Below are 21,606 nucleotides of genomic sequence, written 5' to 3'. Positions count from 1 at the left end.
GTGCTCTCCGCAGGTATGCCCACGGGACTAGCAAGCACAGCTAGAAGTCTCATACGTCCGACCGATCATGCACACGCCATTACTGCGTGCTGCCAGGGATGCCGCTAGACCCTTTCGCTGCCACCGGCATACCGGATCAACAGCTACTCGCGCCGTGCACTGCCCTGCCCGTCTCGCAACGGGCACGGTTCACCGCCTCCCCACAATCCCAGTACTGCAAGGATTGTGAGCCATCACGCCGCGCTACTGGCGTGGTTCGGTATGAAGTTGTACCGGCATCCCAGCTCACCTACGGGCGACGACCGATAGTTTCCTGTTGGTGCTGCGGCTACATGAGCGAGTTGCGGTATCTGTACATCGGTGGCCAGTTAAGGATTCGCGGCCGGTCCTGTCTCGGACATATCCGTGACCGATGCACGAGGCAGCTCGCCCACTGCGCAACACCTTGTGCAGTGGAACTGTCGAGCGCTTCACCCGGCGAACCGTTCCGCCGGTGTCGCTGTGTTGCGGCGACAGACAGAACATTACCGCAGGAATGCACGCTTCGGCAATTCCCAAAGCGCTATTCGCTGCAATTCAGCGCAAGAGTGGGGGTACACCCCTTAATACGGGTAACGCGGCACCGGTGGTCCATAGCCTTTGCGCTCCCGCCACGGTTTGAGAGTCGTTTTGCGGCATTGAAATGCGCATTTCCGGAATTGATTGCAGTGCTTCAATACTGCATTGCGTATCACGTGCCGCTCTCGCCGCTTCGCTCTCAGCGGCATAGGGCCGGAGGCCCAACTACACCGCTCGCAGTTCGTGGTGTCGCCTGCATAGGTTTCTTCAGCTCGAAAGGGGCCGGCGGTGGCGATGGACACCAGGACGCCGTTGGCGGTGTCGCCGTTTGCCTGATGTGTCTCAGGCGGAAATAGACTAGCTATATTTCTATTCTCCCGATCAGTATCAGCGAATGCAGCACTCAGCCGGGACTTCTTTTGCTGGTCGCCATTAAAGCAAAGCTAGTTACACTTCTACTCTCCCGGTCAGCTTCGAGCTATGCAGCATCCTTGCGACTGTGACCTAGGACATGCGGCGCGAAGTACTGCATCCGGGGTTCCTGATCCGGAGAGTAGAGGTAGAGGGCCTTTCTCTCCGGCGCGACTTCACCTGGGCTCGGCAAGCTTTCCGCGGCGATGCTGCATTCTGGCCAGGTGATCCGGAGAGTAGAGCTAGTGGGATTGATCTTCCCTGCCCGACTTGGCCTGATGCCATGAACCTTCAGCAGACATGCTGCTTCCGGAGTTCCTGATCGGGAGAGTAGAAGTGGGGGCTTCTCCATAGTTTTGGTCCCGCGTCCGCAAGGCCGTCGCCGACGAGGCGTGGCTGGAACCGAACCCTTCATTGATCGGGGAGCGCGGGCGGGACCGCGCCACGTAACACCACAGCAGCCGTTGCCGGAGGTGATGAGCCCATGCCTGGATGGCAGAACTCAGATCGCCGGCAACGGCTGCCGTCGGATTGGCCGAGGCTCCGGGAGCGCCGGCTGCGCCATGACGGCTACCGCTGTACCCATCGCGACATCTACGGAGACCGCTGCGCCGAGCCTGCAACAGAGGTGGATCACGATCGCCCAGGTGACGATCACAGCCATGAGAACCTCCGCAGCCTGTGTCACTGGCACCACCAGAAGAAGTCTGGCCGAGAAGGTGCAGGTGCGAGTGCATCGGCGCGGCGCGACCAAAGTCGAAGGTTCAAAAGATCAGAAGTCCACCCTGGGCTCATGGCGTAGAACTACGCCTGTTCGTCTCGCTGCCGCTTGAGCTTCGACAACTCTTTCGGGATTAGCTTGAGGGCATTCGACACGTCCTTCAGGTTCCGCGACACCTCGGTGAGGGTTCCGCTGTTCCTGGCCGCGGTGGTCGCGAAATCGTTGAGATTCAAGACGTAGACCAACGGTTCCATGGGCCCGAAGGGACCAACTCCAGTGATGCGGACGGTATAGCTCCGCGGGATGTCCGAGTTGGCAGGATCAAAGATGGCCGTCGCCCTGTCCAGGGTCCAGCTCATCCGACGACCTGGCGGAATCGACGAGAACCTAGCGGGCATGTCAGGCATAGCAACGCCTCGTTCTACCTCAAGCGTCGACTTCAGTGCTGGATCGAACTCAACCTGAACATCCGTAGCGACAGTGGGGCCGGTGTTCTCCAAGTGAACATCCACGAGGGTCTTCGACACCGGATCCAGGAGGATGTCCGCGTACACGTAGGGCTGAAGCGAGTCCGTGTGGATCTTTCGTTGAAGCTCTGTTTGTTCCTTCGCGATCGACACCTGCTCCCTGGCTGCTTGGGCTTGGGCCTTGGCGGACTTCGCCTGCCAGACAGAAATCGCCACCGCGAGCATCGCGACGATTGCTGAGGCCACAGCTATCCATGCCGACGTCTCCAACGGCCACCAGCCACGCTCGGGCATTGCATCAGCAAGGATGTTCATGACACTTCTCGGTCCCTGGGGCCGCCCTTAGGGAGACGGAGCCAACCCACTGACCGCCCTGCCCGCTTGATTCCTAGCTCCTTCTTCATCGCCGCCATCAACTCGTCAAAGTGGTCAGGTTCGAGGGCGCGCGGAGGTAGTCCGTGGTCTGGATCCGGCGACTGGACCGGAGGTGAATGAGCAGCTCGCCAGAACACAGCAGTGAGGTCCGCTCCAGCATTTACCACCATCTGCTCCGTCAACTTGATCACCTCAGCGCTAGCAGACATCAGCTGCACAGCAGTGCCGACAGTTCGATGAGCCGATAAGGCCGCCTGGATCTTCTCGGTACTCGGCCAGTCTTTCGGATTATTGACCTTGGCGGCGCTCATGATCTCGATCACGGCGTTGGTGGCCTCCAGGAATTCTGGGTAGAGCCTGTGCCGTGCCGCTCGAAGCGCCTGCTCATTGCTCGTCTGAGCCTGCCGCAGGTGCATCACCCACTGGATGGCGAGCGTGGCGGCACTACCAGCGAGGAAGACGACAACCGATTCGGGCATGCGACAAGGTTCGCACTGGTACTGCCGTCGGGACCGCAAGCACTCGCCGTGTAGCGCGGGTATCGCGGAGGGCAGTTCCAGGGCATGCCGCCTATCCCATACCGATGAGAGCACACCAGACATCCATTCGATCGATCGCTAGGCGGAGGTGACCCGTGCCCGGACCGATCCCGAACCGCGAAAACGACCTCGCCCGCCCACGCCACCGCAAGGGCTCCGACCAGACACCAGTCACCAAAGGCCGGCTGCGCCCCACCCAGGCCCCCGATGCCGATCCAGCCTGGCACCCGATCGCGACCCGGCTGTTCGAGTCACTCAGCACCTCCGGGCAAGCCGACTTCTATCAGGACTCCGATTGGGCCTTCGCCTACTCACTGTGTGACGACCTGTCCTACTACAAGTCCGGCAACAAACGCTCCGGGCAGATGCTTCAGGCGATCTTGTCCGCCATGGACCGGCTCCTAGTCACCGAAGCAGACCGCCGCCGTGTCCGCATCGAGCTGCACGAGCCTGAGCCCGACACCACGCCAGCGCACCTGGTAGCGATCGCTGACTACAAGGCGGACCTCGGCGTCGTCGACGACGCGCCATGACCATCTGAACTGTCGGTAGGACCTGAAACACTCTCTGTAGTCGCCGTTGTTCACTACAGGGAGTTGCTTTGTCCAGTCGTTCCTATCGCTCAGGTACTGTCGCCGCCCTCATGTCGCTATCCCGCGGCGCGTGCTATTGGCCGACGTGCACACATCCGATCGTTCAGTTCGTCAACAGCGAGCCAGTCTTGCAGGTCCAGATCGCACACATCTTTGGCCTGAAACCCGGTAGTGCCCGGTTCAACACCGAGCTACCGGAGGCGTCAAGGAACCATTTTGTAAACCTAATTCTGTTGTGCGATGCCCATCACAAAACTATTGACAATCATGAGAACGAGTACCCGGTTGAGCTTCTGCTCCGGTGGAAGGGAGAGGCCGAGCAAGGAGACCAGCAAACCCTCGCTGCTGTTGGTGAACTCACCGAAGACGATCTCCAATCACTCATTTCCGAGCAGTTGGCCGTGCAGCTGGACAGGCTCGATACAGCAGTGGACCGCTTGGAGAGCCTCGACCGCGAGGCAGCAGCGTTGCTGCGTCCCCTGCTGAAGGAGCTCCGGGCCTCGCGCTTCAATCGACCGCTAGTAAGTGAAGGTACGGCGGAGATGCTCAGTATGTCGGCCGACCAATTGAGACACCTTGAGGGCTCGGCCGAAATGCTCTTCGATGCGGCAGAGCAACTGAAGAAGCTGCCGACCTGGACCAACAACCTCATCAGCGCCGCCGAGATGATCCGATGATGAACGCGTAACGCTGAGCTGCGCCGATGGATCGGTGCGAGTTACAACTAGACAGCCCCTGGCTGCACCGCGAGGGGGTGGTCAGTCCTGCCGGCTGCGCTCACCCCCTCGCAGATCGACGCACTCCAGCCCACCTATCTAGGCCCTACCTGGCAGACCAATTCCAACGGGTCGTGGCTGCTGCCGCGCACGACGCTCGGGTGGCAGATCGCCGGCTGGTGTGCCGAGTACCTGCTCGCTGAAGACGGCGGGCCGTGGAAGTTCACCAAAGAGCAGCTCCGGTTCGTGCTGTGGTGGTACGCCCTCGATGAGTCGGGCCGGTTCATTTACCGCAAGGGCGTTCTCCAGCGGATGAAGGGCTGGGGCAAAGATCCCCTGCTCGCTGTCCTGTGTCTCGTCGAGTTCGTGGGGCCGTCGCGGTTCTCCCATTGGGATGAAGACGGCGACCCGGTCGGCATCCCGCATCCGCAGGCCTGGGTGCAGGTCACCGCGGTGAACCAGTCGCAGACGACGAACACGATGTCGCTGATCCCGGCGTTGATGTCGGACCACTTCAAGGCGCACTACGGCATCAAGGAAGGCGCGGAGCTGATCCGCGCCAACAATGGCCGCCAGCACCTTCAAGCCGTTACCTCGTCGTACCGCGCCATCGAGGGCAAGCGCACCACCTTCGTTCTGCTGAACGAGACTCATCACTGGGTGGCCGGCAACAAGGGCCATCTGCTGTACGAGACGATCGATGGCAACGCCACCAAGAAGGATTCGCGCTACCTCGCGATCACCAACGCCTACCTGCCGGGCGAAGACTCGGTCGCGGAGCGGATGCGGGAGGCGCACGACAAGATCCTCGAAGGCCGCGCCGTCGACACCGGCTCGCTGTACGACTCGATCGAAGCGCATCCCGCGACGCCGTTGACGCCGGAAGCGTTGCTGATTGTGTTGCCGAAGATCCGCGGTGACGCGATCTGGCTGCGCCCCGAAACCATCATCCAGTCTGTTCTCGACACCACACTGTCGGCGGCACGGTCACGGCGGATGTGGCTGAACCAGATCGTCGCCGACCAGGACGCCATCTACGGTCCCGAACATTGGCGGGTACTCGAGGAACCAGACCTCATGTTGCTGCCTGGCGATGAGGTTGTGCTCGGGTTCGACGGGTCCAAGTCCCATGACGACACTGCCCTGGTCGCGATCCGTCTCGCCGACGCGGCGGCGTTCGTGCTCGGTCACTGGTACCGCCCCGATGGCCCGGCAGGCGACGGCTGGGAAGTGAATCGTCCCGAGGTGGACTCCGCGGTGCATGACGCGTTCGGTACCTACCGGGTGCAGGCGTTCTATGCCGATGTCGCCTATTGGGAGTCCTACATCGCCGAATGGTCCGAGACCTACGCCGAAGGCCTGGTCGTGAAACCGGACGGTTCACGCGATGGGGTGTCGTTCGACATGCGGTCCTCGCTGCAACGCGTCACCCGCGCTCACGAGCGCCTCGTCCGTTCGATCTTCGACGCCAAGCTGCGCCACGACGGCGACCTCGCCCTCAAGCGCCACGTCCTCAACGCGCGGCGCCGCGTCAACAACTACGGCCTGTCCTTCGGCAAGGAGTCCCGCGAATCGCCCCGCAAGGTCGACCTGTACGCCGCACTCCTGCTGGCCCATGAGGCGCTTCACGACGTACGCACCCGCGGCAAGAAGCTGCGCGCCCGAACCGGGCAGGGCTACTTCCTCTAACCACCTTCTGGAGGTGATGAGCACTGACCGAAGCCACCGAATCGATCGACACCGTCACCGCCAGCTCGGCCCGTGGTCTGGCAGTCCAGCTGCTCGGCATTCTGCACACCGACCGCGATCGCCTCGAACGCATCGACGACTACCTCCACGGCCGCCACGACGACCCGTACATGCCGCCCAACAGCGACGACGAATACCGGCTGCTCGCCCAACGAGCTGTGTCGAACTGGATGCCACTGCTGGTCGGCACCCCGGCCCAGGCGCTGTACGTGGACGACTTCCGCGCCGGCCGCGCAACACCGGGCCGGTTCGAGATGAACCACTGGCAGACCTCGCGACTCGATGCCCGCCAGTCCGCCGTCTACCGGGGCGCCCTCACCTATGGCCACGCGTTCACCTTGACTGAGCGCACCCGCAAAGGCGTGCGCTCCAAGGGCCTGTCGGCGCTGCGCACATCCGCAGTGTTCGAGGACCCGGCCAACGACGAAACCCCCTACGCAGCTCTGATTGTCACCCGGATGCCGACCAGCGCGACGCCGGGCCGAGCGCGGTTGTTCGACGGGTTGCGCGAATACGCGGTGTCGTTCAAGTCCTACACCGACGAACGCTCCATCCTCGTGTCCGGAGGCAAGCTGCACGGCGCCTCGGAGTGCCCAGTCACCCGGTTTGCCGCTGCGGTCGATTTGGAAGGCCGCACGGTCGGCGTGGTCGAGCCGATGATCCCGTTGCAAAACCGGATCAACCAGACCGTCTTCGATCTCCTGGTCGCGCAGACCTATGGGTCGGTGCAGGTCCGCACCGCCACTGGCATGGCGCCACCGGTTCGCCGGGACCCCGAAACCGGCGAACCGGTCCTGGATGCGAATGGGCAGCGCCAACCGATCCCCATGAACCACAACGCACGCCGGTTCCTGTTCGCCGAAGACCCAGACGTACGCTTCGGATCGCTCGACGCGACACCGCTTAATGGATTCATCGCCTCGATCGACATGTCCATCCGCCACCTGGCCGCCGTATCCCAGACTCCGCCGCATCACCTGCTCGGGCAGATCGCGAACCTGTCGGCCGAAGCACTGCTAGCGGCTGAGACCGCCTTGGCCCGGAAGATCACCGAGTTCCGTAATGCCTTCGGCGAATCCTGGGAACGGGTCTTCCGTCTGGCTGCGGAGCTCGACGGACGCACCGATTCGGCGGAGGACTACTCCGGTGAGGTGCTGTGGCGCGACATGGAACAGCGCTCGCTCGCGCAGGCATCGGATGCTCTCGGCAAGCTCGCGGAAGCGCTCGGCATTCCGAGGAAGGGGCTGTGGAAGCGAGTTCCTGGCGTCACCTCGGGCGAGATCTCCGAATGGGAGACCTTGGCCGAGGAAGAGAACGCCGATCTCCAGCTTGCCCAAGCGCTGCGCCGCGCCACCGGCAGCGGATTCGGGCCGGAGCTGGCACCCCAACTGCCCGGTGAACTACCCGCCGCCGCATGACGGCTCCGGCACGGCAGGCCGAGGCCGATCAGGTCGACGCCGCCTACCACGCGGCGTTGACCGCGGTCGGCATCCAGTCCCTGGCGGACGCGATCTCGCTGTGGAACCAGATGCCCGAAACCCGCCAGCCCGCCACCGCGGCGAACTGGCTGCGCACCGCGATCCGGCTCGTCATGACGCGACGCCGCTACTCCCGTGATCTGGCCCTGGCCTATTACCGGCTCGCCAGAGCGCTACGCACCGGCACCACCATCGCCAACCCCCGCAAACCCGAACCCCGCTACATCACTCTCGACGTACTCCGCGACGAGTTCATCGCCCTGGCCAATCCACAATCCACCCCGCCACCAGCGCCTGACGAGGCCGAACCGGCGCCTGATGAACCCAATCCCGTCGACGACAGCGATACGGAATCTGACAGCGACGATGCTGACCGGATACTGGTGGAAGAGATAGAGGAGCTGGAACGCGAACAGGCCCGGATCGAAGCTGAGGCCGAACGCGAAGCCGCCGAACTGCTACTCCAGCTCGGTCCGCTGAACCTCAACCGCAAGACCCACGACCTCGACACCAGCCAACCGGCCGATGTCGTCGACGAGCAACGAGACGACGCCCACCAACAGGCGGGTCGCCGCCAAGCCGCCACCTTGGAACGCCTTGTCATGAACGGGGGACGTTCCACCACCTGGAGCATCGCTGCCCGCGACAAACGTGCCCTGGGTTGGGCGCGGGTTTCGAAGTCAGGGACGCCGTGTGGGTGGTGCGCGATGTTGATCTCCCGCGGGGCGGTCTACCGCAGCGAACAGTCCGCGCTGTTCAGCGATGGCGACAAGTACCACGACAACTGCCACTGCGACACCGTCATCGTCTTCACTGCCGCCCAGTTCGAGTCACCTCGCTTCGATCTCAACCGCGAGTACGCCGAGCTATGGCCCGAGGTCACCAAGGGCCTCAACGGCAAAGCCGCACTCAAGGCCTGGCGGACCTTCATCCGCCGACAGCAACGCGCCCAGGCGGCGCAACCCACCAATGCCCAGGAGGCCGCCACATGACCACCCCCAACCCCAACACCGTGGCAACCATCGAGACCACCGCCGCACCATCTGCGACTGATACGCCGGGCCAGGAGCCGGCCGATCAGCTGCCCGAGTGGGTCCGGAAGCAGATCAGCGAGGCGAACGCCGAGGCCGCGAACTATCGCGTGAAGCTCCGCGAAGCGGAGAGCGCGTTGTCGAAGGCGAAGACCCCTGAAGACTTCGAAGCCGCTACCGCCGCGCTGAAGGAGCAAAACGTTGAGCTAGAACGCAAGGTCCTCATCAGCACCGTCGCAACCAAGCACCAGCTCCCCGCGGAGTTGGCCGAGCTGCTGCGCGGTGAGACCGAGGCCGAGCTGGCTGAGCATGCGAAGCGGCTGCAGAAGTACGCCGCACCCGCCGTACCGCCGGAGCTCGGTGGTGGACTCAACCCTCTCGACACCGATAGCGAGCCGAGCGACCCCGGCGAACTGGCTCGTAAGTATGGGCGCGGCCGGCGGCCGCGCCCATGAGCCCCGGCTAGCATCTTCGGATGCCTTTGATTCTCAGTGAGGGTGTCTTCATCGCGCTTGTCGCATTGGGTGGAACATTGGCCGGCGGCCTCGTCACCGCTCTAACCCAGCTACTCGTATCCCATGCGGGCGCAAAGGCTCAGGCTCAGTCCCAGTTAATGCAGGCCAAGCGCGACAACGCTGCTCGATGGCGCGACGAGAGGTACCTGGTGTACACAGAGTTCGCCCGTAAGGAGCGGGCGACGCAACTCGTGGTCGAGAATTACTCGGACGCATACATAGAGGATGAATCAGAGCCATCAGAGATATCGCGGAGAGAAGCCCAAGCCCTTGCGGCACTGGAAGACATCGACGCGACGCTCGCTAAGTTGACTATTTTGGCTGGCCCGGAGTTGTCACACATCGCAGCGCTTGCGGTACATCACCTCTGGAATGGCTATGACCAACCGGACACTGACGTGATATACAACCGCGAATCCAAAATTGAATATCAAGCACTTGTGCGAGCGATGCAGTCCGAGCTAGGAATCGATATCGCCTGGCCGAAAGACGTACTCAAGATCTAGACCAAACCATTAATGCCTCCGCGCTGAGCCCAACGCTCACCGTGGGGGCTTTTGCATGCCCAGGAGGGCTATTTGGCCGAACATCTCGTAGTCAAACCACAGAAGCTCGCCGCCGCAGCGGTCGGGTTCCTCGAACAAGAACTCCTCGTACCGCGGCTGTTCCAGAAAGAATCGATCGACCGGTTCAAGGGCGCCGAGGACGACACCGTTTCAGTGAAGGTCGAAGGCGTGCTGCCGTTCCACGACTACGCCTGGCGTAACGACCGGTCGCAGCCGATCAAGTTCGACGATTACAAGGAACGCAAGTTCCCCGTCACCTTCGGCGGCAACGTCTACTCCGGTGTCCGCTCCACCGACGAGCAGCTGGAATTCGACCTGTTCGGCTGGTCGAAGCTCCTGCGCCCGCAGGTCAAGGCCGTCGCGCGAGGTCTCGGGCGGCGTGCGGTGTCGCTGCTGACCAACCAGCAGTACAACGTGACGGTCGGCAACGCCGAGCGGAACCTGCGTGGCGCGATCGTTGAAGCCCGTCGCGTCCTCAACAAGTTCAACGTGCCCAACGAGAACCGGTACCTGCTCGTCGGCACTGATTTCGAGTCGGCACTGTTGAACGACGACAAGCTCAACCTTGCCCAGAACGTCGGCGACGACGAATCCGAATCCAGTCTGCGCAACGCGACCATCGGGCGCCGGTCAGGGTTCAACATCGTCGTTGATCAGACGATCCCGAGCGATGCGGCGTATGCGTTCGCGGGCGCGGGGTTCATCTTCCTCAACGCCGCACCTGAGGTGCCAGCCTCGGTGCCGTTCGGTGCCACGCAATCGTTCGAGGGGATCTCGATGCGGTGGATGCGTGACTACCACCCGGACTACTTCTGGGACCGCTCCATCGTCAACACCTACGCCGGGTTCCGCTCCATCACCGATGTCCTGGTCGGTTGGGATCCGGCCAAGGAAGCCGAGTTCGTGTCAGAGACCGAGTACTTCGTCCGCGGCATCAAGCTGCTGCTCGACGGCGCCTCGGACTACCCCGCAGCCGGCTCCGAGCTGGCCCGCATCACCGGCATCAGCGATGCGAAGGTCTGGACACCGACCGGCCCCAAGCCCGAGACGGACCCCGCCAACGCCTAACCAGCACCCGCCGGTCACGTATCCCGCGTGGCCGGCGGCCGAAGGGAGGCCGATTGGCTGAGCCCGAACCGCTCGTCACCATCACCGAACTCGCCGCACGACTGCCCTTCGAACTCGATGCCGACGAGACCCGCGAGGCCGAAGGCGCGATCGCGGACCTGTCCGACGACGCACGCCTCTACGGCAAACCCGGATGGCTCTCCCCGGCCGTCACACCGGTGCCGGTGAAGAACCTGATCCTCAAAGCCGCTGGCCGGCACATGAAGAACCACGACGGCTACACCACCTCCCGCGCCGGTGACGAGACCGTCGCCTGGACCGACCGCGGCCACGACGCCGGATCGGCCTACTTCACCGACCGCGAACTGAAGGCGCTGCGCGCGATGGCGAACCACACCGCCGGGCTGTACTCGGTCGAGATCATCGCCTGGCACCAGCCCCGACCACCTCAGCGACGCGAAGGCCTCGTCGCCACGCAGGAACCCAACCGGCCGTTCCCGCTCTTCAACCGCGACGACTCACCATGGTGAGCGCACAACGCCGACGCGGCCAGGTCGCGAAGGTGTGGAAGACCAAGATCGTCACCGACCGGCGCGGCAATCACACCCGCGGCGCCGACCCGGACAGTCCCCACATCGTGCGGGCCGCGTTCATCCCGCAACGCTCCGCGCGAGCCGAAGTACCCGGCCAGCAGCAGATCAACGTGACCCGCATGATCGTCGCCGCCCACCTGACCGACGTGGACCTGTGGTCACGCGTGGAGTGGAACGGCCGGCATTGGGACATTGTCACTCCCCCCGCCTACCACCACGGCACCCGGCACACCAGGCACTGGTCACTCGACATCCGCGAAAGGCCATAGGTATCTCATTGCTCACCCATCGCGAGTAATACACCCTTGAGAGATGGAGCAACAGGACGGTGAAGGATCTGGTTCGAGCGAGCGCCGTCGCCGCATCGTTCACCAAGCCGCAGACCTCGTGGGCGCCACCGCTGGTGCCGTCATCGGCGGCCTAACGGGGGACCCCGTTGGCGCCGGTCTCGGAGCAGCGGGTGGTTCGTTGGCAACTTCGGCTGTCACGGCAACCTTTGACGAGCTGATGCAGCGCAAGTTAAGTAGACGTGAGCAAGCGCGGCTCTCCACGGCTACCAAGGCAATCGTTGCGGTGATCGAAGCGAACCTGCGCTCAGGCCGTAGAGTTCGCGAGGACTGGTTCGCAACTGATCAAACGCCTTCGGCTGCCACCGAGATCGCGGAAGGAGCGCTCTACGCTGTCAGCCGTGAGCACCAGGAACGCAAAGTCCCCCTCATGGGACAGCTCGTTGGAAACCTCATCTTCACCCCTGAGGTCGATACGGCCTATGCGAACTATCTCGTCAAGCAGTTCGACGAGCTTACGTATCGCCAGTTGTGCCTACTAGCGCTTTTCAATCTCGACATCAAAGCGACTGGCAAGTACCCCCTGCGGCAGCAGCCAGCCGACGGAACCGCTGGTCACGAACCAGTTATCGGCGTGCTGCAGGAAGTCCTAGACCTCTATCGTCGAACGATGATCCAGCAAGTACGGCCCAGCGGAGGTAACGACATCCTCCTTACTGTCCATTCGATCAATCCGGACAAGATTCGGGTGGTCAGCGGGCCCGGTGGCTGGTTGACAGCGCTCATCGGTCTACCGGGCGCGATTCCTGCAAGTGACGTAAGCGCTGTCGCCCACCTACTGCGATAGAGAGGCTGATTGGCCAAGATCTACAACTCCGTCGGTGGCCGCAAGCTCACCAAACACCTCGCTGTTGAACCCGGCGTGCAGGCCGAACTGGATGCCCGCACGTTCGAGATCGCCGTGCGGGCCGAAGAGAAGCTGCTCGAACATCGCCTCGACGGCCACGCCGAAATCGATGTCGAGCAGGGCAAGGTCGACCACTACGTCGTGCTATCCGACGACCGCGGCGACAAGGCCGCACTGTCGATCGAGTACGGACGCAGGGCCTACACCACGACCCGCGAAGACGCTGACGGCAACGAGTTCGAAGTCGAAATCCCCGGCATGGACGGCTTGTTCATCCTGCACGAGGCCGCGAACCTGCCCATCAAACGCAGGCGCCCCATCAAGGTGAAACCCCAGTGACCGGTCTCCCCGACGCCGTACGCGCCCTGGCCGAACTATCGCCACTGGAAGACCTGATCCTCGCGATCCTTCAACCCCGGCTGACCGGCGTCGAGGTGAAAACGCTGATCCGCGCTGACCAGGACTTCCCACTCGTGCTGATCCGGCGCGGCGACAACTTCGGCACCTGGGCCGGCGACATGCGCTTCACCGACGCCGCCCAACTCAACGTCCACTGCTTCTGCGCAGACCCGGACGGCGACGAAGACGCCGCCATCTTGTCCGAAGCAGTCCGCGTCATCCTGCGCGACGCCTGGCTCACAAGCCTCGTCATCCCTGGCCGCGGACACCTGCTCCACCTGGAAATGCAATCTGCGCCCCGCCGCGCCACCGACTGGGCCACCGCCACCGGCCCTGTCCAGTACGCCGACCTCCCCACGGGCGTGCACCGCTACGAGACCCGGTTCAACGTCGCCATCCGCAAACCACGTACGCGCCCCTATCCCCCGCCATAGAACGGAGACCACGCCCTGGCGCTCAACGACAACGCCGTACTGTCCATCGGCAGCGGCAACTACTTCACCGCACCCCCCGCAACCCCGCTACCAACTGACCTCCGCGCACCCGGCGCACCGTGGGACTCGGTCGGACACACATCACTCGAAGACATCATGTCTGTCACCTCAGAAGGTGGCGAAGCAACGGTGCTCGGCACGTTGCAGAACAAGTCCTTGCGCACCCGCTATTCGGCGCGAACCGATACCATCGCGATCATCATCCAGCAGTTCGATGCTCCATCGCTGCGCCTGTACTACGGCGCGAACGCACCTACGCTCCCCAACGGCCTCATCGGGGTGCCAACCGATCCGATTCCGACAGTGTGCGCATGGACCGGCATCTATATCGACGGCGAGAACATCTTTGCCCTCTACGCACCGAAGGCCGAGATCTACCGCAATGACGACTTCGCCGCAGCCGACACCGAATCGCTGGCCGGCCTCCCCATCGGCGTGAAACCACTCGTGCACGGCACCAACACCTGGACCTACGCCATCACTCCACTCGGCACCATCGACATGGTGGAAGCCACCATCGCGACTGCCGGATCACCCGGCACGTACTCACCACCCGGGGCGATTCCGCCCGCAGATCTGGCCGAACTCCGCGCCGAGGTCACCGCCGCACCCGTCACGGCCTGGACAACCGGGCAGCGCGTCGTACTCGGAGACCAGTCCGACGCTCACTGGGATGGTGACTCGTGGGAGTCGGGACAGGCGGGCTAGAGACCAATGAATGATCCAGTCTCTTTTGTCTCTTGAACGTCCTTGTCTCCTATACTGTCATTTGACAAGGTGTCGCATAGCTGTTGACGCAGCTATACGACACCTCAGTCATCTGTCAGGAGCGGTACAACCTGATGATGGTTGCAATGACCGCGGTGGCCTGGACTGCGACGCGAATCCAGTTGATCAGGGCACCGCGGTCTCGCTTCTTACCGGACTCTTCCGGCGGTAGTTCCTTTTCCATAAGCCTCTCTTCACATGAGGTGTCGGTTGGGCCGAGTGGTCCGCTTCAAGGCGTGATGACCAGGTTTCGGCTCTGACGAAAAGCAATCCTGCACCACAGGACGACTTAAACAAACCCACGCAGCGCGATGGCCGACAGAAGTCCTACTTCGGTCCGGACTTTGTCCGGACCTCAGGCGTGAAATGTCCGCCTGGTCCGGCGATTGTCCCGTTTATGTCCCTGCGAAATCAACAATTTTCACTGACGCTTCAACCTTGTACGGAGAGTCCTTGTCGACATTCACGCTTGATGACATCCGCACTGCCGCGGAAAGGAAGTACGGCTCGACCGACATCGCCCTGACCGAGACGGAGACGCTGCGGCTACTGAACCCTCTGCGCCTGTCGAAGCAGAACCGCACTGCCTTGATCGCAACCCAGGAGAAGCTGTCCGACGAGGACGCCGACCAGGAGACGATCCTGGCGGACTGCATCCGCCTGATCGCAGATTCTGATGCGAAGGCGACGAAGTTGCTCGACGCCATCGACGGTGATCTGGCGATGTTGATGGAGGTTTTCGAGCGGTACTCGGCGGGTGTTCAGGTGGGGGAAGCCTCGGCCTCGCAGGACTGATCGACGACTACAGCGCCGGCCTGTATCCCGATCTGCTGTTCTACTACCGCGTCGACCTCACCGAGGTCATCGCTGGTCGGGGCCCGGCGCCGTCGCTCGTGAATCTCCTGATCCAGAGGCTGCCCGATACTTCCCTCACCGCTGCCCTCGCCGCCGGCGACCGTGCCCTGTTCGGCTGGGGCGTCGACCGTCACCTGACAGCTGATGTGTATGACGCGGTCAATCAGAACACCCGCGCCTCGGGCCGGTGGGGCAAACACAAGGCCCCCTCGATTCCGCCCTGGCCGCGCCCGAAAGCCAAGCCGTTGCCGAACCGGCAACGCCGTCGCGATTCAGGTCAGCGGGTGACGGTTCGGGAGCTGTACCGGCAGTTCACGCAACGCTGACCCAACTCGAGAGGGGGTGATGCCGTTTGGCCAGCCCTCAGGTGATCGGTCGTGTCGCGGTCAAGGTCATGCCGGACACCCGTGATTTCCGCGCTGATGCGCAGCGTGCGTTGAACCGGATCGAGAAGCAGCTCAAGATCACGATCCCGACCAAGGTCGACATTTCCGGTGCTGCCCGCGAGTTGCTGGGCGAGGTGCGCAAGATCAACCAGCGCAACCGTCTGTCCGATGCCCGCAAGATCCGCCTCTACACCACGATCTCGACCGATGGCATGAACGCCGAGATCACCAAGGCGTTGCGTGCACTGTCGGCGCGGGCGAACAACCGCAAGCTGAAGATCAAGACCGACCTCGTTGCCGCGACCGCGGTGGTGGAGTTGTCGAAGGAAGCTCTCGACCAGGTGAAGCGGGAGCTGGACGATTTCCGCAAACAGACCTCGCCGCTGAAGATCGCGGTCCATCCGGAGATCGCGGCCGGTGCGGTCTCGTTCGCCGAGAAGCGGCTGGCGTTGCTGTCCCGGCCGCGGCGGGTGCCGTTGCTGCCGTATGTGCAGTCCGGTGCCGCTGCCTCGGCGGCGACGGCGATCGCCGCGTTGTCGGGTGCGCGGGTGCTGTCGACGTATTTCGACCGCATCGCGCAGTCCCTGACCCGTCTGGACAAGTCGGTCCCGTTGATCGGGTCGCTGGCGCTGGCGGTCGCTGGCCTAGCGGGATGGTCGCTGTCGGCGGCGTCGAATCTGTTCGCATTGTCGTCGTCGCTGGCCCAGATCGCCGGGGCGGCGTTCACGTTGCCAGGCATCTTCACCGGCACCGCGATAGCTATCGGCACCGCTGTCGCGGTCTTGAAGGACTTCGACAGCGTCTTCCCCGATATTGACGACAAGCTCGGGAAGTTGCAGGACCGGATGTCGTCGAACTTCTGGGCCCTGGCCGAAGCGCCACTGCGGCGCCTGATCGACACCTTGCTCCCGCAATTCAGCACCGGCCTCATGGGCACGGCAACCGCGCTCGGCGGTTTCGCCGCCCAACTGGCGGCCTCGTTCACGACTGCCCTGGACGGGTTGATCGTGCCGATGTTCCGCGACCTTCAGGCGGCGATCGGCGTCGCCGCCATGGCAACAGGCGCTTATGCCGGCGTCGTCGCCACGCTCGGCGCAGTCGGCGCGGCTGCACTGCCACGCCTGGCGGGATGGTTCGCCGATATCGCCACCCGCTTCGACGCCTGGCTGTCCACTGCGGCACGGCTCGGGATGTTGCAGCAGTGGATCGACTCCGGTGTCACCGCCATCGCCGAGCTCGGCCGTGTCCTGGCCGGCACCGCATCGATTCTGGCCGGTGTCGCGAAGGCCGCTGAATTGGCCGGAGGGTCCGGTCTGGCTGAACTCGCCGACGGGTTGCAGCGGGTCGCGGCCACGGTCAACGGCCCGACCTTCCAGGCCGCCCTGGTCGGTGTCCTGGTCGCGGCACATGAGGCGATGAACGCGATCGCGACCCAGGCAGGGCCCGCGTTCGAGCAGGTCATGCTGCGCCTGGCCACCACGCTCACGAGCGTGTTGCCGATGGCGGGCCAGGCCATCGGCGGGCTCCTGGCGGGCGTGTTTTCGGCGCTGGACAACCCGGCGGTGATGGCCGGTGTGATCGCCATGTTCACCGGCATCTCCCACGGCCTGACCGATATCGCCCCGGCGATCGACCCAGCGGCGATCGCGCTGGGGTCGTTGATGAATGTGATCGGCACGCTGGCCTCGGTCATCGGTCCTGTTCTCGGTGTCGCGTTCGCGAACCTGGCGAGCGCGTTCACCTCGCTGGTGCCGGTGATCCAGCCGGTCATCACGACCTTAGGTGGCGGGCTCGCGGCGGCTCTGGTCGCGATCGCTCCCCTGGTGGGGCAGTTGGTCGCCGCGTTCGCCGGCCTGGTCGGTGGCAGCGTGCTGCCGGCCCTGTCGGGGATCATCGCGGCCCTAGTCCCGGCGCTGTCGAGTATTGGTGCCGCGATCGGCGCGCTGCTGCCGCTAGTAGCGGCGGTCCTCGGACCGGTGATCACCGGTATCGGGCAGTTGGTGGCTGCGGTGTTGCCACCAGTGGCTGAGGCATTCGGCCAGATCGCCACGGCGCTCGCGCCGGTGCTGCAACTGCTCGGCCAGCTCGTCGCGTTCCTCGTGCCGGTTCTGGTTCCGGTGTTGACGTTCCTCGCGGGCGTGATCCTGGATTCGATCGTCGGCGCGGTCCAAGGTGCTGCGAAGGTCATCACCGGTTTGGTGAAGATCCTGACCGGGCTGTGGAACTTCATCGCCGGAGTGTTCACCGGCAACTGGTCGCGGGCCTGGGAAGGCATCAAGCAGATCTTCTCCGGCCTCATCCAGGTGATCGTCGGCTTGTTCAAGATCGCGATCAACGTCGGCATCCTCGGCGTGCTCCGCAAGGGCCTGGCCCTGTTCAAGGGCCTGTGGTCTGCCGGGTGGGGCGCGGTGAAGACGTTGTTCACGTCGCTGTGGAACGGCATCAAGACCTACTACACCGGGGTCTGGGGCGCGATCCGCGAGATCACCCTCACGGTCCTCAATGCGGTGAAGTCCGCGGTCTTGTCCGGCCTGTCGTCGGTGGGTGGGTTCTTCGTGAGCCTGGGACGGTCGATAGGCACCACGGTGTCGTCGATCTGGTCCACCGTGCGCACCGGGTTCACCACCGGTGTCACCAACGCGGTGACGGTGGTGAAGGAGCTACCGAGCAAGGCAAAGGCGGCTCTGGCCGGTATCTCGGTGTACCTGGTGCAGGCCGGTGCGGATCTGGTCCGTGGCTTCATCAACGGGATCAAGTCACTGGCCGGCGCTGCTGCTGAGGCCGCGGGGAACATGGCGAGGGCGGCGATCGACAAGGCCAAGAACTTATTGAAGATCAACTCGCCGTCGAAGGTGTTCGCCCAGATCGGCCAGTACCTCGGCCAGGGCTTCATCATCGGCATCCTTGGCACCCGCCAGCAGGTCCTGTCCGCGGTGACGAAACTGTTCGGGCTAGTCAACAAGAGCGGGCGCAAACAGCTCGCCTCGTTCATCGCCACGACCGGCATGCGGCTGGTCGGCCTCGCCGGACTCAACGAACGGGTCGAGAAGAAGCTCAAGGCCGCCACCGAGCGGCTGGCTGATCTGCGGAAGGAGGCAGCTGACTACGCCGCGAGCATCCGCGACAAGGTGCTCGCCACCGGCGACATCACCAAAACCGAGGACTCGTCGTTCACCGGCATCGTCGATGCCCTCGTTGCCGCCAGGGACCGGGCCAAACAGTTCGCCGCAGTCCTGGCCCAGCTGAAGACCAATGGGTTGAACAAGACCGCGATCGATCAGATCGCCCAGGCCGGACCCGAAGCCGGCCTCGCCGCGGCGCAATCCATCCTCGCCGCAGGGAAGGCTGGGATTGGAAAGATCAACACCTTGCAAGGCCAGCTCGCCCAGGCCGCCGGCAAGGTCGGCGCCACCGCCGCCGACGCCATGTACGCCAGCGGTATCCGGGCGGCTGAGGGTCTGGTGAAGGGCTTGCAGGCCCAGCACAAGGTGATCGAGGCCCAAATGCTCGCGATCGCCCGCGCCATGGTCAACGTCATCAAGCACCACCTCAAGATCAAGTCCCCCTCGAAGGTGTTCACACGGCTCGGCGCCTTCGTCGGCCAGGGCTTCGCCGCAGGCATCACCTCCACCCAGGCAGCAGTCCAGACCGCCTTGCAATCACTGACCGCGCCACGGCCGACCGGACTGGTGGCCGCGGTCGACAGTGGCCTGCCAGGCGGTGGGGTGACGAAGGTCTTGAACTACTACGCCGCCCCCGGCAACTCACTCGACAGCGAAGAGGACTTGTTCGCAGCCACGAACCGAGCACGAGCAGGATGGTGATGCCCCATACCGGCACTGCAACTGGAATCCGGCGAAACCACCCTCAACCTCAACTCGGTCACCGAGACCGGCTACGGCATCGAAGCCCTAGCCGGTCTCACCGGCCTCGGCCTCGGCCCGGTCGCGGTGCAATGGCTCGAAGCCGCAGGCGACGGCTCCCAGTACCGTGGCGAACGCGCCCTGTCGCGTGACATCGACCTGCCGCTGTACCTGGCCGGCCGCAACCGGACCCACCTGAAAGGCCTGGTCGACCAGCTCGCCCTGGTCCTGGCCGGTGGGTGCGTGCTGCGGTTCATCGACGATGACGGCTCCACCTGGTTCACGACCGTGCACCGCGTCGGGGGCGGCGAGTACATCTACGGCACTGACACCAACGGCCACGACGACCTCCAGCTCGTCGTCACGTTACGTGCCCCCGAGCCGTACTGGACCTCGGGTGAGATCAGCAGTCATGCCGTGCGGCGCGACACCACCCACCGTGGCCTGATTCCGGCGTTGTCGCGGCTGCACCTCACGGCTGCCCAGTCCATGGGTGAAGTCACGTTCACCAACCCCGGCACCGCCGACGCCTACCCCACGTGGGACATCGTTGGACCCGGCAACAACTTCAAAGCCATCTCACCGCGCGGGGAACTGCTGCACTGGACCGGGACACTCGCGCTGGGCCAAAGGCTCACCATCGACACCCGCACCGGCAGTGTGAAAGACGGCAGTGGAGCGAACCGGTACGCCGAACTCGCCCCGGCACCCAAGCTGTGGCGCATCCCGCCCGGTGAATCGACCGCGACAGCAAGCATGGAAGGCACCGCCCCCGGCACCATCGCCCGCGTGGGATCCCCCCGCCTCAACCACGTCACCAACCCCAGCCTCGAAACCGGCCTCACCGGCTACACCGGCGCCGACGACGGCCCGCCTTCACCGCTACTCGAGCACGACACCGCCTTCGCCCTCAGCGGCAGCGCCAGTCTGCGCATCACCACGACACCGGATGCGATCCGGCCGCGAGCCGAACTCCCCGTCACCGGCCTGAGCATCGGCCAGTCCTACTGGGCCTGCGCCTCCACCTATCTACCCGCCGACACAGAACTGGACTCCAGGGCCTGGCTGAGCATCGCCGACCAGAGCGTGAGCACCAGCCAGACAGGCGCGTGGGTGAATCTCGAAGTGTCTTTCACCGCGACCGCGATCAGCCACACGCTGCGCCTGGGCGCACCCTTGGGTGCGCGGGTGTGGTGGGACCAGGTCTACGTCGGCACGACGCAGGGCTACTTCGACGGCTCCACCCCGAACAGCGACACCACCGAACACGAATGGACCGGCACCCCACACGAGTCCAGCAGCCGCGCCTGGACCATACAGATCGCCGGAGCGTCATGGATCAGATGCACCTGGCGGGCCCGCAAAACCATGCTCGTCTAGCACCGGAAGGGCAAGCCGTGTTACCACGCTCGATGAGTACCTATTGAAGAGATACGGCGCTACGCGGACTCATCCGCGCTTGTCTGCAAAAATCTCTTTCAACGTCTGGTAACGGTTCTCATTCCCGAGACTCTTCAAGCATTCTCGCCCAAAGCTAGTGCATTTGAATTTCGTTGCAACCGCGTTGGCATGCACCCCACCCACGGGCCGTTTGATCGATTCATCGACGAGGCCGTTGCGTTCAAGGACGGTCAATATCGGTCCTGACAAGTCACTTGCAGTGCTGAACCTCGGAGCGCCCAGGCCGCCGCTGAGATGCCAGTCGATGTCCCTAGCGGTCATCGACCGACGCTCCAACTCGGCAAGCACATGGACGTGAACAGGATCGAGGTCGACAAGCGCGCGAACGATCAGTGCTTCCTCGTCAACACGCGCAGCGTCCTGGAACCCGGTTGCCAGGCATCGCGCAAGTGCGCGGACCTTGTTCGCGTCACGCGCATCAGCGGCGCCGAGCAGGACATCGTGGAGTAGGCGTCGCTGTTGGTGATCAGCCTGCATGCTCTCAATCAGCTCTTGAGGAGTGACCCCGGCGAAGTCGGCGCCTTGATCAACGACGCTTTCGAGCTGCCTCTCCCTGAAAGCAATGACTTCTTTCCAGGCTCGCTGCACAAGTTGCGATAGGTGTGGTCCAGCCGCCGCACCTACGACGCCGCCTGTCGGCCCGCCGAGCATCGTTCCGAGGATCGCTGCCAAGCCGGTGCCGATGGCCTCTTGGCCGGGCGACGGCTGGTTGTCCTCTGCCATGAGGCAAGCGTGTCATCTCGCCTCAGCCATGGCCATGCCTGATCACCACTTGAGGACGGTGAACCGCGATACAGCTGTCCGAT

The 21,606-nt window shown here is 63.7% G+C and carries 21 protein-coding genes; 17 read left to right on the top strand and 4 right to left on the bottom strand.

Annotated features, from left to right (window positions below):
- Positions 1-1,773 precede the first annotated feature (1,773 nt).
- Both ACFFGN_RS02090 and ACFFGN_RS02085 read right to left on the bottom strand, forming a co-directional pair.
- Positions 1,774-2,472: a DUF8453 domain-containing protein gene (locus ACFFGN_RS02090; RefSeq protein ID WP_380043507.1), complete on the bottom strand. Its 699-nt coding sequence runs from the start codon at positions 2,470-2,472 to the stop codon at positions 1,774-1,776.
- The gene (locus tag ACFFGN_RS02085) at positions 2,469-3,011 is read right to left on the bottom strand and encodes a hypothetical protein (protein WP_380043506.1); all 543 of its coding nucleotides are present in this window, start codon (positions 3,009-3,011) and stop codon (positions 2,469-2,471) included. Before ACFFGN_RS02085 ends, ACFFGN_RS02090 begins: the two co-directional genes overlap by 4 nt.
- 155 nt (positions 3,012-3,166) lie before the next feature.
- Here ACFFGN_RS02085 and ACFFGN_RS02080 point away from each other — a divergent pair, with 155 nt between their 5' ends.
- The 15 genes from ACFFGN_RS02080 to ACFFGN_RS02010 all read left to right on the top strand — a co-directional run bounded on the left by ACFFGN_RS02080 (position 3,167) and on the right by ACFFGN_RS02010 (position 15,030).
- A complete protein-coding gene (locus tag ACFFGN_RS02080) occupies positions 3,167-3,604 on the top strand; it encodes a phage terminase small subunit (protein WP_380043505.1) in 438 nt (145 codons plus the stop codon).
- A gap of 68 nt (positions 3,605-3,672) precedes the next feature.
- Complete coding sequence (locus ACFFGN_RS02075) at positions 3,673-4,341, top strand: hypothetical protein (RefSeq protein ID WP_380043504.1); 669 nt, start codon at positions 3,673-3,675, stop codon at positions 4,339-4,341.
- Between the two features lie 285 nt (positions 4,342-4,626).
- Positions 4,627-6,069 carry a terminase large subunit domain-containing protein gene (locus ACFFGN_RS02070; RefSeq protein WP_380043503.1) on the top strand — a complete coding sequence of 481 codons (1,443 nt, stop codon included), beginning with the start codon at positions 4,627-4,629 and terminating at the stop codon, positions 6,067-6,069.
- A gap of 23 nt (positions 6,070-6,092) precedes the next feature.
- The gene (locus tag ACFFGN_RS02065) at positions 6,093-7,547 is read left to right on the top strand and encodes a phage portal protein (RefSeq protein WP_380043654.1); all 1,455 of its coding nucleotides are present in this window, start codon (positions 6,093-6,095) and stop codon (positions 7,545-7,547) included.
- A 56-nt stretch (positions 7,548-7,603) separates the two neighbouring features.
- Entirely contained in the window at positions 7,604-8,599 is a 996-nt protein-coding gene (locus tag ACFFGN_RS02060; RefSeq protein WP_380043502.1) for a VG15 protein, read from the top strand.
- Positions 8,596-9,093: a hypothetical protein gene (locus ACFFGN_RS02055; protein ID WP_380043501.1), complete on the top strand. Its 498-nt coding sequence runs from the start codon at positions 8,596-8,598 to the stop codon at positions 9,091-9,093. Before ACFFGN_RS02060 ends, ACFFGN_RS02055 begins: the two co-directional genes overlap by 4 nt.
- A 20-nt stretch (positions 9,094-9,113) precedes the next feature.
- Positions 9,114-9,659 carry a hypothetical protein gene (locus ACFFGN_RS02050; RefSeq protein ID WP_380043500.1) on the top strand — a complete coding sequence of 182 codons (546 nt, stop codon included), beginning with the start codon at positions 9,114-9,116 and terminating at the stop codon, positions 9,657-9,659.
- A gap of 72 nt (positions 9,660-9,731) precedes the next feature.
- Positions 9,732-10,787 carry a phage major capsid protein gene (locus ACFFGN_RS02045; protein ID WP_380043499.1) on the top strand — a complete coding sequence of 352 codons (1,056 nt, stop codon included), beginning with the start codon at positions 9,732-9,734 and terminating at the stop codon, positions 10,785-10,787.
- 53 nt (positions 10,788-10,840) lie between these two features.
- Positions 10,841-11,317, top strand: a complete 477-nt coding sequence (locus ACFFGN_RS02040; protein ID WP_380043498.1) for a hypothetical protein — start codon at positions 10,841-10,843, stop codon at positions 11,315-11,317.
- Positions 11,314-11,649 carry a hypothetical protein gene (locus ACFFGN_RS02035; RefSeq protein WP_380043497.1) on the top strand — a complete coding sequence of 112 codons (336 nt, stop codon included), beginning with the start codon at positions 11,314-11,316 and terminating at the stop codon, positions 11,647-11,649. Before ACFFGN_RS02040 ends, ACFFGN_RS02035 begins: the two co-directional genes overlap by 4 nt.
- A 43-nt stretch (positions 11,650-11,692) precedes the next feature.
- On the top strand, positions 11,693-12,514 hold the full coding sequence (locus tag ACFFGN_RS02030; RefSeq protein WP_380043496.1) for a hypothetical protein: 822 nt from the start codon (positions 11,693-11,695) through the stop codon (positions 12,512-12,514).
- A 9-nt stretch (positions 12,515-12,523) separates the two neighbouring features.
- Positions 12,524-12,913 carry a DUF5403 family protein gene (locus tag ACFFGN_RS02025; protein WP_380043495.1) on the top strand — a complete coding sequence of 130 codons (390 nt, stop codon included), beginning with the start codon at positions 12,524-12,526 and terminating at the stop codon, positions 12,911-12,913.
- Complete coding sequence (locus tag ACFFGN_RS02020; protein WP_380043494.1) at positions 12,910-13,407, top strand: hypothetical protein; 498 nt, start codon at positions 12,910-12,912, stop codon at positions 13,405-13,407. The genes ACFFGN_RS02025 and ACFFGN_RS02020 overlap by 4 nt, the downstream gene beginning before the upstream one ends.
- 15 nt (positions 13,408-13,422) lie before the next feature.
- Positions 13,423-14,175, top strand: coding sequence for a phage tail tube protein (locus ACFFGN_RS02015; protein ID WP_446685160.1), 753 nt, complete (start codon positions 13,423-13,425; stop codon positions 14,173-14,175).
- A gap of 426 nt (positions 14,176-14,601) precedes the next feature.
- Positions 14,602-15,030 (top strand): phage tail assembly protein, encoded by a 429-nt coding sequence (locus tag ACFFGN_RS02010; protein ID WP_380043492.1) that lies wholly within the window; start codon positions 14,602-14,604, stop codon positions 15,028-15,030.
- On the opposite strand, the gene ACFFGN_RS02005 is transcribed toward ACFFGN_RS02010, so the two are convergent.
- Entirely contained in the window at positions 14,997-15,224 is a 228-nt protein-coding gene (locus ACFFGN_RS02005) for a hypothetical protein (RefSeq protein WP_380043491.1), read from the bottom strand. The two genes, ACFFGN_RS02010 and ACFFGN_RS02005, sit on opposite strands and share 34 nt — an antisense overlap.
- A 260-nt stretch (positions 15,225-15,484) precedes the next feature.
- Here ACFFGN_RS02005 and ACFFGN_RS02000 point away from each other — a divergent pair, with 260 nt between their 5' ends.
- Together ACFFGN_RS02000 and ACFFGN_RS01995 are read left to right on the top strand one after the other, a co-directional pair.
- Positions 15,485-19,300, top strand: a complete 3,816-nt coding sequence (locus ACFFGN_RS02000) for a phage tail protein (protein ID WP_380043490.1) — start codon at positions 15,485-15,487, stop codon at positions 19,298-19,300.
- A 126-nt stretch (positions 19,301-19,426) separates the two neighbouring features.
- Positions 19,427-20,719, top strand: coding sequence for a phage tail family protein (locus ACFFGN_RS01995; RefSeq protein WP_380043489.1), 1,293 nt, complete (start codon positions 19,427-19,429; stop codon positions 20,717-20,719).
- A gap of 69 nt (positions 20,720-20,788) precedes the next feature.
- Here the strand turns inward: ACFFGN_RS01995 and ACFFGN_RS01990 are convergent, their stop codons facing one another.
- Positions 20,789-21,523: a hypothetical protein gene (locus ACFFGN_RS01990; RefSeq protein WP_380043488.1), complete on the bottom strand. Its 735-nt coding sequence runs from the start codon at positions 21,521-21,523 to the stop codon at positions 20,789-20,791.
- Positions 21,524-21,606: the final 83 nt, after the last annotated feature.

Origin of the sequence: Kribbella deserti (genome assembly GCF_042434725.1) — a bacterium.
GTDB lineage: Bacteria > Actinomycetota > Actinomycetes > Propionibacteriales > Kribbellaceae > Kribbella > Kribbella deserti.
The sequence above is the reverse complement of the archived record's forward strand: the minus strand, read 5'-3'. Positions and strand labels throughout refer to the sequence as shown.